The 15,918-nt window shown below is 69.1% G+C and carries 12 protein-coding genes; 6 read left to right on the forward strand and 6 right to left on the reverse strand.

Annotated features, from left to right (window positions below):
* Positions 1-48: 48 nt before the first annotated feature.
* On the reverse strand, positions 49-2,043 hold the full coding sequence (locus D7X96_RS26570) for a S8 family serine peptidase (protein WP_121771031.1): 1,995 nt from the start codon (positions 2,041-2,043) through the stop codon (positions 49-51).
* A 181-nt stretch (positions 2,044-2,224) separates the two neighbouring features.
* Between D7X96_RS26570 and D7X96_RS26575 the strand changes: the two genes are divergently transcribed.
* Together D7X96_RS26575 and D7X96_RS26580 are read left to right on the forward strand one after the other, a co-directional pair.
* The gene (locus D7X96_RS26575) at positions 2,225-2,830 is read left to right on the forward strand and encodes a TetR/AcrR family transcriptional regulator (protein WP_158626637.1); all 606 of its coding nucleotides are present in this window, start codon (positions 2,225-2,227) and stop codon (positions 2,828-2,830) included.
* Entirely contained in the window at positions 2,827-3,630 is an 804-nt protein-coding gene (locus tag D7X96_RS26580) for an alpha/beta fold hydrolase (protein ID WP_120546303.1), read from the forward strand. The genes D7X96_RS26575 and D7X96_RS26580 overlap by 4 nt, the downstream gene beginning before the upstream one ends.
* A 15-nt stretch (positions 3,631-3,645) precedes the next feature.
* Here the strand turns inward: D7X96_RS26580 and D7X96_RS26585 are convergent, their stop codons facing one another.
* Both D7X96_RS26585 and tam read right to left on the reverse strand, forming a co-directional pair.
* Entirely contained in the window at positions 3,646-4,167 is a 522-nt protein-coding gene (locus D7X96_RS26585; RefSeq protein WP_120546304.1) for a hypothetical protein, read from the reverse strand.
* A 71-nt stretch (positions 4,168-4,238) separates the two neighbouring features.
* Positions 4,239-5,045 carry a trans-aconitate 2-methyltransferase gene (tam, locus tag D7X96_RS26590; protein WP_121771033.1) on the reverse strand — a complete coding sequence of 269 codons (807 nt, stop codon included), beginning with the start codon at positions 5,043-5,045 and terminating at the stop codon, positions 4,239-4,241.
* 110 nt (positions 5,046-5,155) lie between these two features.
* On the opposite strand from tam, the gene D7X96_RS41580 reads away from it, so the two are divergent.
* Positions 5,156-8,809, forward strand: coding sequence for a DUF2135 domain-containing protein (locus D7X96_RS41580; RefSeq protein WP_121771034.1), 3,654 nt, complete (start codon positions 5,156-5,158; stop codon positions 8,807-8,809).
* Between the two features lie 180 nt (positions 8,810-8,989).
* On the opposite strand, the gene D7X96_RS26600 is transcribed toward D7X96_RS41580, so the two are convergent.
* Complete coding sequence (locus D7X96_RS26600) at positions 8,990-10,111, reverse strand: NosD domain-containing protein (protein WP_158626318.1); 1,122 nt, start codon at positions 10,109-10,111, stop codon at positions 8,990-8,992.
* Positions 10,112-10,320: 209 nt separating this feature from the next.
* Here D7X96_RS26600 and aac(3) point away from each other — a divergent pair, with 209 nt between their 5' ends.
* Entirely contained in the window at positions 10,321-11,142 is an 822-nt protein-coding gene (gene aac(3) / locus D7X96_RS26605; RefSeq protein WP_121771035.1) for an aminoglycoside 3-N-acetyltransferase, read from the forward strand.
* Here the strand turns inward: aac(3) and D7X96_RS26610 are convergent.
* Both D7X96_RS26610 and D7X96_RS26615 read right to left on the reverse strand, forming a co-directional pair.
* Positions 11,112-13,052, reverse strand: coding sequence for a DUF1565 domain-containing protein (locus tag D7X96_RS26610; RefSeq protein WP_121771036.1), 1,941 nt, complete (start codon positions 13,050-13,052; stop codon positions 11,112-11,114). The genes aac(3) and D7X96_RS26610 overlap by 31 nt on opposite strands.
* A 32-nt stretch (positions 13,053-13,084) precedes the next feature.
* Entirely contained in the window at positions 13,085-13,963 is an 879-nt protein-coding gene (locus D7X96_RS26615) for a hypothetical protein (RefSeq protein WP_121771037.1), read from the reverse strand.
* A 155-nt stretch (positions 13,964-14,118) separates the two neighbouring features.
* Here D7X96_RS26615 and D7X96_RS26620 point away from each other — a divergent pair, with 155 nt between their 5' ends.
* Together D7X96_RS26620 and D7X96_RS26625 are read left to right on the forward strand one after the other, a co-directional pair.
* The gene (locus tag D7X96_RS26620; protein ID WP_147468406.1) at positions 14,119-15,432 is read left to right on the forward strand and encodes an alkaline phosphatase family protein; all 1,314 of its coding nucleotides are present in this window, start codon (positions 14,119-14,121) and stop codon (positions 15,430-15,432) included.
* A gap of 79 nt (positions 15,433-15,511) precedes the next feature.
* Positions 15,512-15,841: a hypothetical protein gene (locus D7X96_RS26625; RefSeq protein ID WP_121771039.1), complete on the forward strand. Its 330-nt coding sequence runs from the start codon at positions 15,512-15,514 to the stop codon at positions 15,839-15,841.
* The last annotated feature ends 77 nt before the right edge of the window (positions 15,842-15,918 follow it).

Consider the following 15,918-nt stretch of genomic DNA (forward strand, 5'->3'; position numbering starts at 1 on the left):
GGGGTTGCTGGGCCTTGAACAGCGAGCTTCGCTGGGACTTCCCGGGGACTACCGGACGACGGTCACCGCGGTGTCATCGATGAAGAAGCTCGTCTGCAGCGACGAGTCCTCCGTGCCGTTGAAGTAGAGGCGGATGGTCTGGCCCTTGTACGCGGCCAGGTCGAACGTCCGCTGCACGTAGGCCGTGCCCTTGTCCAGGTTGCTGTACGTGGCCAGCGTCGCCAGCACCGTGCCCGCGCTGTTGCGCACCTGGACGGCCAGCTTGTCGTAGGCCGTGGAGGTCGTCGTCTCCGACGTGGTGATGCGCGCCCAGAACGTGAACGTGGCGCTGCACGCCGTGGCGGGGATGGTGATGTCCTGGTAGGCGAACTCGGTGCGCGTGGCGCCGTAGCCGTTCAGGTAGGCCTTGTACGTGCCCGTGCGCGGCGCGCTGCCGGACGTCGTGCCGTCGATGACGCCGGACGACGTCGTCCAGCCCGTGTTGCCGCTCTCGAAGCCCGCGTTGGCCAGGAGCTGCTCGGTGATGGAGCAGCTGCCCGTGCCGTTGTTCACCGTCACGGACACCGTGGAGGACGTGCCCACGTTGTTCGCCGCGTCATACGCCTTGGTGGTCAGCGTGTAGGCGCCGTTGGCGACCGACGTGGTGTTCCAGGAGATGCTGTACGGCGCGGCCGTCGCCGTGCCCAGCAGCGTGCTGCCCGCGTAGAACTCCACGCGAGAGACGCCCACGTTGTCGGTGGCGCTGGCGCTCAGGCTCGCGGTGCCGCTCAGCGTGGCGCCGCCCGCGGGGGAGGTGATGGACGTGGTGGGCGGGGTGGTGTCGCTGCCGCCGCCGCCGGTGATGAAGAGCGTGTACAGCAGCCGGTTGGGCGAGCCCGTCCCGGGACTGGTGACCTTGTTCGGCGTGGCGTTGTTCACCAGCGCGTCGCGCACCTGCTGGGGCGTCGCGGTGGGGTTGGCGCTCAGGTAGAGCGCCGCGGCGCCGGCCACGTGCGGGGACGCCATGGACGTGCCGCTCATGGACGTGCTCGACGTGTTGCCGGAGTTGGACGCGGAGGTGATGCTGGAGCCCGGCGCGAAGATGTCCACGCAGGTGCCGTAGTTGGAGAACGACGAGCGCGCATCCGAGCTGGTGGTGGAGCCCACGGTGATGGCGTTGGGCGCGCGGGCCGGCGAGTAGTTGCAGGCGTTGGCGCTGTCGTTGCCGGCGGCGACCACCGTCGTGACGCCCGCGGCAATGAGCCGCTCGGTCGCGTCGTCGATGGCCTGGATGCCCACGTCGCCCAGGCTCATGTTGGCGACGGCGGGCTTGACGTGGTTGGCCGCCACCCAGTCAATGCCGCCAATGACCTGCGCGTCGTTGCCGTAGCCCGAGCAGTCCAGCACGCGCACGCCGTGCAGGGTGACCTTCTTCGCCACGCCCCAGGTCGTGCCGCCCACCGTGCCGGACACGTGCGTGCCGTGGCCGTGGCAGTCGGACGGGTCGCTGTCGTTGTCGATGAAGTCGTAGCCGTTGCCGATGCGGCCGGTGAACTCCGTGTGGGTCTGACGGATGCCGGTGTCGATGACGTACGCGTGCACGCCGGTGCCGTCGACGTTGTAGGTGTACGAGCTGTTGCGCGGCAGGTCGCGCTGGTCGATGCGGTCAATGCCCCAGGTCGCGCCGGTCTGCGTCGCGGACACGTGGATGAGGCCGTTCTCCTGCACGTACGCCACGCGGGGGTCGGACAGCAGGCGCTGGGCCTCGGCCTCGGTCATGTTCGCGAGGAAGCCCTGGATGCTGTGCTCGAAGGTGCGCAGCACGCGGCCACCGCCCAGGGACGTCAGCTCCCGGGCCACGTTCGCCGCGCCCTGCTGACGGACCTCCTGCGCGGAGTCGCGCAGGACGACGATGTACTCGTTGGGGATGGCCCGCTCGCGGCGGATCATCTGCGCCGTGTGACCGAACTGCTCGCCGTCGGACTCCTGCGCCTCCGGCATCGGGCCGCACGCCGCGGCCAGCAGGGAGATGGCACTCACCGCCTGGGTCAGTTTCAGTTTCATTCGGCCTCTCGAGAACGTGCGGGCTCCGGGACGGAAGCCCTCGCACAAGCCGTGAAACTATATTTCCGGGAATATGCGGTCAATGCGGCTTGGGCAGGGTTGTCCGGTCCAGGTCGTCGCGGGTGGCTTCGTAATGCCTCGTCCTTTACATTGAGCGAACGTTCACTCAATCATGCGGGGCATGCCTCGTAACGCTGACGCCAACGCCGCCCTCCGGGAGAAGACGCGGGAGCGCGTGCTCCAGGCCGCGGTGCGGCTCTTCTCCCGGCACGGCTTCGATGGGACGAGTGTCCGCGCGCTCGCGCAGGAGGCGGACATCGCGGTGGGGCTGCTCTATTCGCACTTCGATTCGAAGGAGGCGGTGCTCTCCGCGCTGATGCGGTCGTCGATGCTGGACGTCGCCCGGACGCTGGAGGCCGCGGACAGGGAACCCACCGCGCGCGGCTTCGTCACGGTGCTGCTCACGTCCGCCGTGGAGATGCTGGACGCGCACCGGGACCTCTGGCGGCTGAGCCAGGGCCTGCGTCACCAGCCGGAAGTCCTGGCGCGCTTGAAGCTGCCGCTGGAGCAATTTCTGGGTGCCACGCACCAGCGGCTGACGCAGGCGCTCGCGGAGCGCGGTGTGCCGGACGCGGACATCGAGGCGCGGGTGCTCTTCGCCACCGTGGAAGGCGTCTCCCAGCAGTACGTGCAGCACGAAGGGGATTACCCCGCGGCGGCGGTGATCCAGGCCGTGGCCCGGCGGTGGCCTGGGGTGACTCGCAAGCGAAAGGCAGACACGCGATGAAACGGCTCAAGGTTCCCGGCGGTGAGATGGCGTGGTTCGAGGAAGGCCAGGGCACCCCGGTGGTGCTGGTGCACGGGACGCCGTCGTCCTCGCGCGAATGGCGCGACGTGGCCCGCCGGCTCACGCCGTCGTACCGCGTGCTCGCTCCGGACCACCTGGGCTTCGGGGACAGCGAGCGGCCCTCGGACTGGCGCACCTATTCACTGCCCTGGCACGTGGAGAACCTGCGCGCGTGGTTCGACCAGCTGTCGCTGGGGCCGTTCCACCTGGTGGTGCATGACTTCGGCGGGCCCATCGCGCTGCCGCTCGCCATCGCGGCGCCGGAGCGGGTGCTGAGCCTCACCGTGGTGCAGAGCTGGCTGTGGGACCTGAAGGGCCCCAACGTCGACAACGCGCTGATGCGGTGGCTGTACCTGTCCTGGAACTTCTCCGCGCGGACGCTGGTGAAGATGTCCTGGGGACGCCGCACGAAGCTGACGCGCGAGCTGCACCAGTCGTTCATGTCCCAGTTCCCGGACCGGGCGTCACGGATGGGCACCTGGGGCTTCGCGCGCTCCATCTCCCACGAAGGCCCGTGGATGGAGGAGCAGGGGAAGGGCCTGGGCAGGCTTGCGGATGTGCCGTCGCTCGTCGTCTGGGGCAGGGCGGACAAGGTCGTCAAGCCCGAGCACCTGTCCCGCTGGAAGCAGGCCCTGCCCCGGGCGCGCGTGCTGGAGCTGGAGGACGTGGGGCACTTCCCGCAGCTGGAAGCCCCTGACGCCCTGGGTGACGCGCTCCGTGAGCACCTGGCTATCGTTTGAGCCGGGAGCCCAGGCTCACTTCCGGTTCGCGCAGAAAGGGGCGTCGAAGGTCCCCGACAACTCCGTCGTCATCCCGTCGGACTTTCCCCGGACCTGGACCTCGAAGCTTCCCACGAGCCGGTCCGTCGTCGCGGTCGTCAGCTGGATGCTCCCGCTGGTGGCCACCGCGAGTGTCTCCGTCTCTCCGTCCGCGAGCCGCTGCTGGACCTGGACGAACCCGGGGCCGGTCTCGCTGCCGACCTCGAAGGTCCCTTCCGCGGGAGGGCCGAGGACCGAGACCATCACGAAGCGGGACGGCGGAAGGACATAGCCGGCGTCCGCGGGGGTCGTGCAGAGCCCGGAGAAGTCGCTGTCGGACAGGAGGGCAATCGTGAAAGAGGTCCCGCCGTCGGGGCTGCGCGGCAGGAGTTCGCCGGACCAGCTCACCGGAAAGGCCTTGTCTCCCTTCAAGGACCCCGCGCCCTCCGTCTGTTCCGACTTGGAGTCACAGGCAGAAAGGCAGAGCAGTCCGATGACGGGAAGGAGGTTCAAGCGCATGGGGTGTCCTCGATGAGTGAGCCGGGTTTTCTGGGGAGCCTATGCGAGCAGTGGGAATGCAGCACTCTGTCTCACGGTGCACCTGAGACAGGCGGGGAGCGGATTTCGCGGCGCGTCGCGATGAGGAACAGCCGGGGGAAGGGCAGCAGGACCGTGCCGTCGGGCAGGGCAGGGTAGGCGCGCGCGATCGCTGATTGATAGCGGGCGAGGAAGTCTGTCTTTTCGCCCGCGTCGAGCGGTTCGAGGAAGGGCCGGAGCCCCGAGCCCTTGAACCACTCCACCACCGCCGAAGCGCCGCCGGTCAGCGGGTGGAAGTACGTCGTGCGCCAGAGGTCCACCGTGGCACCGGCCTCGCGCAGCACGCGGTAATACCAGCTGGCATCCTGTCGTTCGGTCCGGGCGTTCGCGGCCCCCTTCAGCTTGTCCGCCCAGGGACCCTCGCTGGCCGTGTCGCGCATCAGCCGGTGCGACGGCTCGTCCAGGTTGTCCGGCATCTGCACGGCGAGGCTTCCCCCTGGCGTGAGCTTGTGGAGCAGCGCCGGCAAGAGGGTGGCGTGGTCCGGGACCCATTGCAGGACGGCATTGGCCAGGATGACGTCGTAGGGGCCGGGGTCGCTCCACGTCGCGATGTCTCCCGCGTCGAACCGGACGTCCGGCAGCCGCTTGCGCGCCGCGGTGAGCATGTCCGGGGAGCTGTCCATGCCGGTGACGGCGGCCGCCGGAAAGCGTGCGCGCAGCAGCTCCGTGGAGTTGCCCGGGCCGCAGCCGAGGTCCGCCGCGCGTTTCACTTCGGCCGTGGGAATCCGCGCGAGCAGGTCCCGGATGGGACGGTTCCGCTCGTCTTCGAATCGCGTGTACTGCGCCGCTGACCAGTCCATGGGCGTCCCCTTTCTTTATTCGGGAACCTACCGCGTCATGGCGGTGTCATGGGTTGTCCATGTCCTTGCGGGCATGCTCCCGCCCTTCGCGAATCGGTTAGCGTTCACTCATGCGCCTTTATCGTGCTTCCGCTGTCGTGTTGCTGATGGGGTTCCTCGCCTCGGGATGCAAACGGGACGCGGACACTCCGCCTCCCAAGGTCGCTGCTTCGATCGAGCTTCCGGCGCCCTTCCTCCAGGCGGGACTGGCGGCGCCCGTCACCGTCGCGGGACTGCCGGACACGGGCGAGGTGGACCTCGCGGAGCTGCGCGACTCCGTGGCGGATCCGAAGGTGCTCTCCGAAGCGGAGGTGGCGGCGCTTTCTCGTGAGGACGCCCGCCCCAGTCCGCCTCCTCCTGCGGCCGCCGCTCCGAGCCCGCGTCCCACCGAGGCCCCCGGACTGGGAGAGGCGGAGCTCCTGGACGCCCAGATGGGCGCGGAGATGGCGCGGCGCGAGAGGAATGTTCGCGAGGAGCGTGCGCAGCTTGAAGCAACGCGTTCCGCGCGAGCGCCTTCCGAGGACGCGGACGCCGAGGTGGAGGGCGGTGTCGCGGGAGGAGTCGTTGGGGGTGTCGTGGCCGGAATGTTCGGGGAGTCACCCCCATCGGCCGCGCCTCGTCCCATGTCGCAGGACCGCAATGCCATGATGCAGGTCATCAGGGGCAGCGGCAGTGGTGGCGGCGGAATCGCCCTGGGGGGACGCGCCGGCGCACCCGCGAAGAAGCAGGCCTCCAAGCCGGAGCCGGAGGCCCCCAAGCCCGTGCTGCCTCGCGTGGAGGCCGCGCCTCGCGCCGCCAAGGTGCTGGTGATGGGCGAGGACGGCCGCTACCAGCCGCTCAAGGCCCGCGCCGTGCGCGTCGTCACGTACATCCAGGGCTCCCGCGCGCGGACCGTGGTGGACCACCTGTTCGAGAACGACTCCGGCCGCAACCTCGAAGGCACGTTCTATTACCCGCTCCCCGGTGGGGCGACGGTGGCGGGCTTCGCGCTGTACTCGGGGGCGGTGGCGGTGGACACGCCCTCGCTGTTCCAGTCCTCGGACCTGCTGCCTCCCCTGGGCGATGACACGGCGGAGCCGGAGCGGCTCTCCGCTTCCGCGCCTCCGGCGGCGAAGGGCTCGAAGCGCGCGTGGGGTGACATCCAGGAGGCCCGCGTCGTGGAGCAGAAGCGCGCGCGGGAGGTGTACGAGGACGTCGTGCGCCGCAACGTGGACCCCGCGCTGCTCGAATGGTCGGGCGCGTCCACCTTCAGCGCCCGCGTGTTCCCCTTGCCGCCTCGTTCGCTCAAGCGCGTCGTCATCGCGTATGAGCAGACGCTCCTCTTCGACGGAACGCGCCTGCGCTACACATGGCCGCTGCCCCAGGACGCTGGAAAGGAATTGCGTGTCTCCGCTCGCGTTCACGTCGACCCCCGTCAGGCACTGGAGGTCGCGGTGCAGCCGGAGACGGGCGCGAAGGGCCGCAAGGTGGACGCCTGGCAGGTGTATGACTTTCCGAAGCTCACGGGGGACGGCGCGCTGGGCGTGGCGCTGAAGCCTCGCGGCGAGGACGCGGACGTGCTGGTGGGCTCGGACGGCGCGGGGCTCCCGGGCCGTGCCTTCCACGCGCGGGTGCGATTGCCAGAACGGCTGACCTCCGGCGCGGAGGGGCCTCCCACGGGGCGCGCGGTGCTGGTGGTGGACACGTCGCTGTCCTCCGAGGACGGCAACGCCTGGGCCATCCAGGCGGCCACGCTGCGTGCGCTCCTGGAGAAGGACGCGACGCTGAAGGAGTACGCGGTGCTCCTCTTCGACGTGCGCCCGCGCTGGCTGCACGGGCCGGGCTTCCGAACGAACGACGCGGCACACCGCCAGGCGACCTTCGCGGAGCTGGAGCGCGTCTATCTGGAGGGCGCGTCCCACGTGGACGGCGCGTTGGAGGAACTGGACCGGGCCGGGCTGGAATGGCTCAAGCCGTCCTCGTCCGGGGAGCGCGTGACGGCCTTCCTGCTCTCCGACGGCAACATCACCTGGGGGCAGAGCCGCGTGGACGCGCTCCTGTCCCGGCACCCGTGCGTGGAGTCCCTGCGCTGGGTGACGTACCGCTTCGGCGAGGCGGCGGTGAACACGGAGCTGTTTGACGCGCTGGCCCGCTCCAGCGGTGGGCGCGTGGTGAGCGTGCTGTCCGCGGCGGAGGTGGACGCCGCGGCGAAGGCGCACCGCGCGGCGTCCGTGGTGCTGTCCCGCGTGTCCGTGGTGGGCGCGGACGTGAAGGACCTGGTCGTGGCGGGCCGGCCCCGGCTCGTCTTCCCCGGCCAGGAGCTGCAGGTCGCCGGCCGGCTGCCGGGGCAGGGCGACGCGGCGCTGGAGGTGGTGACCCAGGCGGGCACCGGGCCCGAGCGCGTGCTGCGCATCCCCCTGCCCAAGGACGTGGACAGCGCGTTCGCGCCCCGGGCCTGGGCGGAGCTCTTCGTGTCCCGGCTGGTGTCCCTGGATGACGAACGCCTGGACCGGATGGTCGTGGCGCTCAGCCAGCACTACCGGCTGGCCAACGCCCGCGCGTCCATGCTCGTGCTGGAGTCCGAGGGCGACTACACGCGCTACGCCGTGCGCGACGAGCAGGTGGACCTGGACAACCTGGAGTCGCTGCGGCGCCGGGAGGAGGACCAGCGCCGCGACAAGCTGCTGGGCATCGCGCTGGACGGCGTGCCCGCCGAAGGCCGCGCGGTGGTGGCCCGGCTCGCGGAACAGAAGGGGATGCCCGCGCTCCTGCGCCGCCAACCGCTGCGGGACGCGCCCTACGCGGGCGGTGACGAGCGCATCCAGGCGGAGCTGGCCTATCGCAAGGCGCGGCGGGAGAACCGGGACGACGTGATGATCTACGAGGCCGTGGCGCGCAGGCGGGCCTTCTCCGGGGACACGTGGGGCGCCGTGCGCGCGCTGTCGTCGCCCGTGGAGCTGCGGCCTCGCGACGCGGAGGCGCTGCGGCTGGTGGGGTATGGCCTGCTGGCGCTGGGGCAGTACCCGGCGGCGGCGGAGCTCTTCGAGCACGTGCGCCTCAACCGCCCCTTCGAGGCGCAGGCCTTCCTGGAGGAGGCGCTCGCGCTGGATGCGGCGGGCCGCTATTCGGAGGCCGCACGCGACTACGAGATCGTCCTGGCGCGTCCCTGGAAGCGGCACGGCGAGGAGCTGCGCACGGTGGCGGGCTTCCACTACGCCCGGATGCTGGCGGGGCTGGAGCGTCAGCCCCGGCTCGCGCAGGCGGCCTCCGTGCTCCGGGAGCGGCGCGCCGGGCTTCAGGGCTTCAGGGGCGCGAAGGTGTTCGCGAACGCCACGCCCATCGACTACCAGCTCACCACGCACTGGAACTCGGACAACACGGACATCGACCTGTGGGTCATCGAGCCGGACGGGGAGAAGTGCTTCTACCAGCACAAGGAGACGAGGCTGGGCGGGCAGCTGTACTGGGACATCACGGACGGCCTGGGGCCGGAGCTGTACCACGCGCGCAAGGCGGCGCCGGGGCCGTACCACGTCGTGGTGCACTACTACGGCAAGCGGTCCGCGCGGGACGTGGTGCCCACCGCGCTGCTGCTCGTGAGCGACCGGAACGTCTTCACCGCCGAGGACATGGCCCAGCGGCGCTTCCAGGTGCGCATCCTGCCGGACACGAACTCGCGGCTGTTGTTGCGGCGCGAGGAGCTGGTGGCGTCGAAGGACCGCGTGTCCGCGCAGTCCTCACCGTGAGTCCCGCTGGCGCAGCCATGCGGTGATGGCTGCCTCGCAGGCGGCGCACCTCGAACCAGGTCGCGCGCCTGTCCAGGCTCGCGGCCACGTTCCTTGCGATGCGCGCGGGCATCTCCTGGCCCCGAGCGGCTTCACTTCAAGGGTGAGCGGTCGCGATGACCGCTCCAGCTGAGCGCCAGCTCATGGAGCGCAGACGACGCCCACACAGCCACCGGCGCCGTTGCCGCGCGCGACGTTGCCGCCTCCGTCGATGGCCGTGGGCGCGTGGATGCCCCAGCCCGTGTTGTTCTGGCAGACGTTGTTGGAGAGGGTGGGCGTGGCGCCCGGGAGGACGCGCAGGCCGTCGCCGCCGTTCGACGTGAAGCGGTTGCCGCGGACCGGGCCCTCCTGCGGAACGGGTTCGAAGTCCGGCAGGTTGTTCAGCGTCAGCCCGCCGCCGTTGTCCCGCCAGGTGTTGCCCCGGACGTCGAGCGTCTGGGCCGCCAGGCGCAGGCCCTCGCCATTGTTCATGACCCACGTGTTGCGCATCTGGAAGTCGAACGCCTGCCATTCGGGGTCCTCGGGCGTCCCGAAGGCGGTGTTGTTCGCGAGGATGGAGTTTTCGAACACCAGCTCGTAGCAATTGTCGAAGCGGCCGTTGCTCCACGTCAGGTCCGCCACGGAAGCGTTCTCCATGAACATGCTCGACCGGATGTGGATGCCGCCGGAGTAGCACCAGAGGGCGATCTCGTTCGACATGAAGGTCGAGCTGGAGATGCGCGTGTCGTGGAAGTCCACATACAGCGCCAACCCGTTCCGGGTGAATTGTGTCCCCCGGATGTCGATGGAGCCGCTCGTCGCGTCGAACTCGCTGCCGAAGCCCAGCGAGCTTCCGCTCACCCGCGAGTCCGTGAGCAGCAGCCCGCCACCGCCGAGCGTGTGGAAGATGGCGACGCCATTGCCGACGAGCGCGACCCGGTGCAGGTGCACGGTGGCGTTGTATGTGTACCCCCGGTTGAACCCCTGGATGGTGCCGTTGCGCACCGTGCTGTCGCGCTGTGAATCGATGCCCACCGTGTCGCCCGGTCCGCTGCCGGCCCGGCGCACCGTGTGGCCGCCCAGGTCGAGCACGACGCCCGGAGCCGCGATCGTCAGGGCGGGGATGGGCGTGCCCGCGCAGGTGAGGTCGCGCGTGAGCCGCGTGTTGCGGAACAGGACGTCGCCGCACCGGACGGCACGGGCCTCGAAGACTTCGGTCTCTTCCCGGGCGCCCGCCTTCGCGGTGGTGGCCGCGAGCAGCAGCAGGGCCAGGGGCCATGTCACGATTCCACCTTGAATGTGTCGCATGCTGACTTTCCCCCCTCACAGGAGGCCGTCCGCCCCCGAGCGGGGAGGCTGCTCACACCGGCCCTTGCGCCCCAGTCCGTCTGGCGGTGGCAGGCGACTGCGGGGAGAAGCACAGACCTACAGCGCCCCACGGGTTTGGGCTGTTGCTATCCTTCCAGTCCCTGCGACAGGAAGGACGGAGCACCATGACGAGGGCACCCGCCACCCGGACCGACTTGCGGGAGGCCTTGCGGCGCTTGGGCGTGGAGGAGGGCGACCTCGTGATGGTCCACGCCGGCCTGCGGAGCCTGGGGCCCGTCCTGGGCGGGGTGAACACCGTGGTGCAGGCGCTGCTCGACGCGGTGGGCCCCCGGGGCACGCTCATGGCGTACGTGGACTGGGAGATGGGCGTGGAGCCGGAGGACTTCGACGACCCGCGCCTGCGCGACGAGATCCCCACCTTCGACAAGCGCACCGCGCGCGCCATGCGCGACCACGGCATCCTCGCGGAGACGCTGAGGACCTGGCCCGGGGCCCTCCGGAGCGACCACCCGGACGCGGGCATGGTCGCCATCGGCCCTCGCGCGGAGTGGCTTTGCGCGGACCATCCCTTTCATTACGGCTACGGGCCCGGCTCGCCGCTGGCCCGGCTGGTGGAGGCGGAGGGCAAGGTGCTGATGCTCGGGGCGCCCCTGGAGACGCTCACGGTGCTGCACCACGCGGAGCACCTGGCGGACCTGCCCGGCAAGCGCGTGGTCCGCTACCAGCGGCCCCTCTTCGTCAACGGCGAGCGGCGCTGGGTGGACTTCGAGGAGTTCGACACCAGCGAGCCCGTGGCGGACGCCCTGCGCGCGTCCAGCGTGGACCCCTTCACGCGCATTGGCGAGCAGTGCCTGGCGGAAGGGATTGGCCGCTCCGGAAGCGTCGCCCTGGCGCCGTCCCATCTCTTCGACGCGCGCCGGTTGGTCCGCCGGGGTGTCGCCTGGTTGGAGGCGTCTTACGGGCTGGTGACGCGCACGTCGTCGTAGGTCGCCACGCCCGTCGCGTAGAAGCCCACCCTGCCCGTGGTCAGGGCCGTGTCCGTTCCCTGCACGCGGAGCACCCCGTCCACGAAGCCCTGGAGGGACGTGCCGCTGACGGTGAGGGTCAACGTGTAGAACGTGGACGTGCTCGCGGCGAACGGCACGGACTGAAGGGTCGTCGTCGAACCGGCGACCTTCTTGTTCAGCACCAGGTTCCCGTTGTGGAGGACCAGGAAGTAGAAGTTGTTGCCGTCCACGTAGCGGGCCACCAGGCCGTTGCGGATGGACGTGGAGCCGGTCTTCACGCGGGCGGAATGGGAGTAGTTCGCCCAGCTGGCCTGACCCGCCGTGACGATGTAGGTCGCGGACGATGAGGACTGCTGGCGGACTGCCTTCGAGCCGTCCGTGACGATGGCCCAGGAGCCGTTGCCGCTCGCGTTGGTCCAGCCGCCCGCGGGGAAGGCCGTGTACGACTCGAAGGTGTCCGACAGCAGCGCCGTCCCGGTGTCCGGCGGCGTCGTGACGCTCACCGCGCTGCTCGCGGTCGAGGCATTGCCAGCCGCGTCGTAGGCCCTCACGGTGTAGCTGTACGTGGTGGCGGGGCTCAGGCCCGACTCGCTGCACGCGCGCGCGGACACCGTGCACACCGTCGTGCTTCCCCGGAACACCTTGTAGGACGTGACGCCCACGTTGTCCGTGCTCGCGTTCCAGGCGAGGTCCACCGCGCTGCTGGAGGCCGCGGTCGCGGTCAGCCCGGTAGGCGCCGTGGGCGGCGTGGTGTCCGTGCTCGCGCACGGCGCGGTGGGCGTGCCCACGGAGGTGCCCGTCACGGCGGGCGCGGAGGAGTCGAACGTGTTGCCGCAGAAGGTCTGCTGGGGCGCGCTGTTGTCGTTGCGGATGAACGCGCCCGCCGCCTGCTGGAAGGTGTTGTTCGTGGCGGAGTTGCCGCCCAGGTCATAGCCGCCCGAGTCGGACTTCATCTTGAGCGCGTAGCTGCGGCTGCCCGCGATGATGTTGGCGTCCAGCATGTTGTGGTGGCCACGCAGCTCGATGAGGCTGCCCAGGAACTCCAGCGGCTCGTCGTTGTTGCGGCAGTCGTTGCGCGCGAACGTGTTGTCGTGTGCGTTCTCCTTCACGTTGAGACACTCCGACCCGAACGTGTGGACGGTGTTGTCGTGGATGCTGTTGAAGGAGCTGGTGTCATTCGCATACATCGGCTGGTCGGTCGACTTGGGGCTGGTGCCAATGTAGACGCCTTCGCCGTTGTGGTACTTGTAGCCGTCCACGTCGTCGCCCTTGCCGTACATCCCGCACCACTGGATGACCGAGTTGGCGATTTCGTTGTGGTGGGCGTTGTTGCGCATGCGGATGCACTCGCCGCCCGCGCCGTTGAGATACATGTCGCGAATCACCACGCCCGTGATGTCCCGGGACGTCTCCGCCGAGCCGATGTAGATGAGCCGTCCATCCGCGACGAGTGACTGGTTGGCGTCCTTGAAGCCGCGCACGCCGGACAGCGCCGTGGGCCAGGAAGCGTTGAGCAGCTTCTCCTGGCCGTCGATGGTGAAGCCCTCCAGCACGTAGTGGCTGTGGTCGATGTTGAAGATGCGCCCCGTGCCGAACAGCACCGCCTTGTAGCGTCCGGAGCGCGCCTTGCCGGTCTCCGGCCCCTTGAGCGTGATGGGCGCGGTCGCGGTGCCGGCGCGCTTCGTGGTGGGCCGCTCGCGGTAGGTGCCTGCCGCGAGGTGGATGACGGTGCCCGCGGTGGCCTTGTCCAGGGCCGCCTGAATCGTCTTCAGCGGCGCGGAGGAGGAGGTGCCGGCGTTCGAGTCGGAGCCGCTGGGGCTCACGTAGAGGGGCGCGGCGCCAGCGGAGAGGGGCAGGAGGGCCAGCGCGGCCAACGCGAAGAGTTTCAAGGGGGGGGCCTGGGGGAGAAGAGGAGGGTGGCTCAGGGGCAGCCGGAGCTGACCTCGAGCGCGTCGTAGGCCATCCAGCCGTTGCGGCGGGTGCCGGTGGCGGCGATGACGTAGCCGTAGATGAACTTCATGGTGCCGGACTGCTGACGGTAGCGGCCCGCGCTGTCCTGCACCCAGAGCGGGATGTCGATAGAGGGGGCGCCCGAGTTCGTGGGCACGTCCAGGCGCTGGAACTTCGTGCCCGCGGGGAAGTGGTCCACCGCCACGCCGCCCAGGCCGAAGCCCGGCACGTTGAAGGTGAGGTTCGCCGAGCGCAGGCCGTTGGCTCGCACCAGCGGCAGGTAGTCCCCCGCGCGCTCATGGGTCGCGGTGCTGTCGTAGACGACCTTCTTGAGCTCGATGCTGGTGTCATGCCAGTTGCGCACGGCGTAGCACGCCATCTTGCTCAGCCCGGAGCTCAGCGCGGAGACGTGGCCCACCTTCTCCTCGAAGGAGGTGCGGCCCAGGATGGCGGACATGGGCAGCCACCCGGCGCTGCCGTTGGACGTCGACGTCGCGAACGCGTGCAGCTCACCGGCGAACGTGCGCGTCTGGCCGTAGTTGAAGAGCGAGCGCGTCCGGGTGGACGTGCCCACCACCGTGCCGTTGCCGTCGCGGATGGGCACGCCGGTGGTGATGCCCCAGGAGTCATCGTCGTCCGGGTCGTTGGTCTGCACGCGGTTGCCGCCGGACGGCCGCAGCTTGCAGTTGTACGGGCTCTCCTCGCACACCGTCCCATTCACGCCGGAGAACGCCGCCTGCCGCGCGGTGGCCAGGTCCTCCGCGGACACCGTGTCCTCCTCGAACGCCTCGCCGCCACAGGCGACGGAGGCCAGCACCACCGCGCACAACACTGACTTTCTGAAGTTCATGATAAAAATGGAAATCCCATTCTGGCGGCTTTGTCAAATGGCGCGGTCCGCCATTGCTGGATGGTCGGCAAGAGGGAGTCTCGTCGTGCGGATTCGAGCCTGCTAGGGTTTGGAGCCGGCTGGATGTGGTGACGCGTTCGTGGAATGGGGGCTCCATGGCTGGGCTTGAAAAGATCAATCACATTGTCGTGTTGATGCTTGAGAACCGGTCGTTCGACCACATGCTTGGCTATTTGAAGAACTCTGGGCTTCCAGAGCTGGATGGCCAGGAGCAGGCGAACACCAACGTGTTCAACAACAGGGCCTACGGCCCCGAGCACCTGTCGAATCCGGTGTTCAAGGTGGATCCGGAGCACGGCTTCGAGGCCGTGAAAGAACAGATTGCCGGCGGGACGATGAGTGGGTTCGTCAAGAACTTCGCGCCGCGAGCCCAGGCCAAGGGGAAGGACCCCGGGCTCATCATGGGCTTCCACAACGAGAAGGAGGTTCCGACCTACGACTACCTCGCCAGGCGCTTTGCGGTGTGCGACCGGTGGTTCGCCCCGGTTCCGGGCCCGACCTGGCCCAACCGGCACTTCGCGCTGTGTGGCCACTCGGAAGGCAAGACGGGCAACGGTCACTTCATTGGCGCGCCCACCATCTTCGACCACCTGACCGCGAAGGGCGTCTCGTGGCGCTACTTCTCGCACGACGTCGCCTTCCTGCGAACGGCGACGAAGTACCTGGGGGACCTGCAGCACATCCGCAAGGTGCAGGACTTCTACACGCAGGCGAGTCAGGGCACCCTGCCGTCCGTCTCCTTCATTGATCCGAACTTCACGCTACAGGAGACCCTCTTCGGCTGGGGCTACTCGAACGACGACCACCCGCCGGCGGACATCCGCCGGGGGCAGCAGCTTGTTGCCCGCATCTACAACGTGCTGTTGCTGGCCCGGTACAACAAGTGGGCGGAGACGCTCTTCGTCGTCACCTACGACGAACACGGTGGCTTCTACGACCACGTGCCGCCGCCTGCCGCCGCCGCACCCGGCGGAGACCCCAGGTTCGCCTCCTACGGGGTCCGGGTGCCAGCCCTGGTCATCTCCCCCTGGGTGGAGTCCGGCAGCGTGTCCCACCAGGTCTTCGACCACACCTCCACGCTCAAGACCATCATCAACCGCTTCCTGGTTCCACGCGGTGGCGCGCCGGACATGGGAGAGCGTGTCGCCGCGGCCAATGACTTGAGTGCGCTCCTGACGCGCACCACGGCTCGGACGGATTGCAAGCCAGCGCCCGGCGTCCAGATCAACAATACGTCGGTCTTTCCGCTCAAGTTCGGCGACGTGGCGGGCCTTGAGAAGATGAAGAGCCTCGCGGAGCCGGCGGTGGCTTCCTTGACGCCAACGCTCGAGCCGACCGATATGCAGTTGGAAATGCTTGGATTGCGTGAAAAGGCAGTCGCGGCTGGCGTGCCAGTCGAGTTGCTCTGAGGGCTCGCGCGGATTTCGCCACCCGGGCCGTGTTAGGATTTCCCTCCACTGGTGATTCAAACGCCAGGGAGGGGGACCCATGGTGGTTTTTCAAGTCAAGAGGCCCGTCAACGTTGATGCGGCGCGTGGCGCGAAGCTCATGGCGGCGCTCGGCATCTTGGGACGTGTGGTGAACTCCGAAGCCTTTCGCAATCGCGTCATCTCGCATCCCTCGTACACCTGGGACGAGGGGCTCTCGAGCGAGCAGATTTACAACCGGCTGATCTGGGGAACTCCCAGCCCTACGCCCGGCAACTTGGGGGTGCCTCGCATCGTCGCCTTCGATTACGAGTTGCTGCCACGGCCCTGGTACAAGCGCAGTAAGCGTTCACGGGGGGCTGAAGGCCGCGAGCGTGAGCTGAGATTATGAGCCGGGCAGGAGCGAGGGCGCGGGAGTGCCGTGGAGATGGGCTTCGAGGGACGCCGTGAGAGAGTCGAGCACGTTGC

Source organism: Corallococcus interemptor, assembly GCF_003668875.1.
Taxonomy (GTDB): domain Bacteria; phylum Myxococcota; class Myxococcia; order Myxococcales; family Myxococcaceae; genus Corallococcus; species Corallococcus interemptor.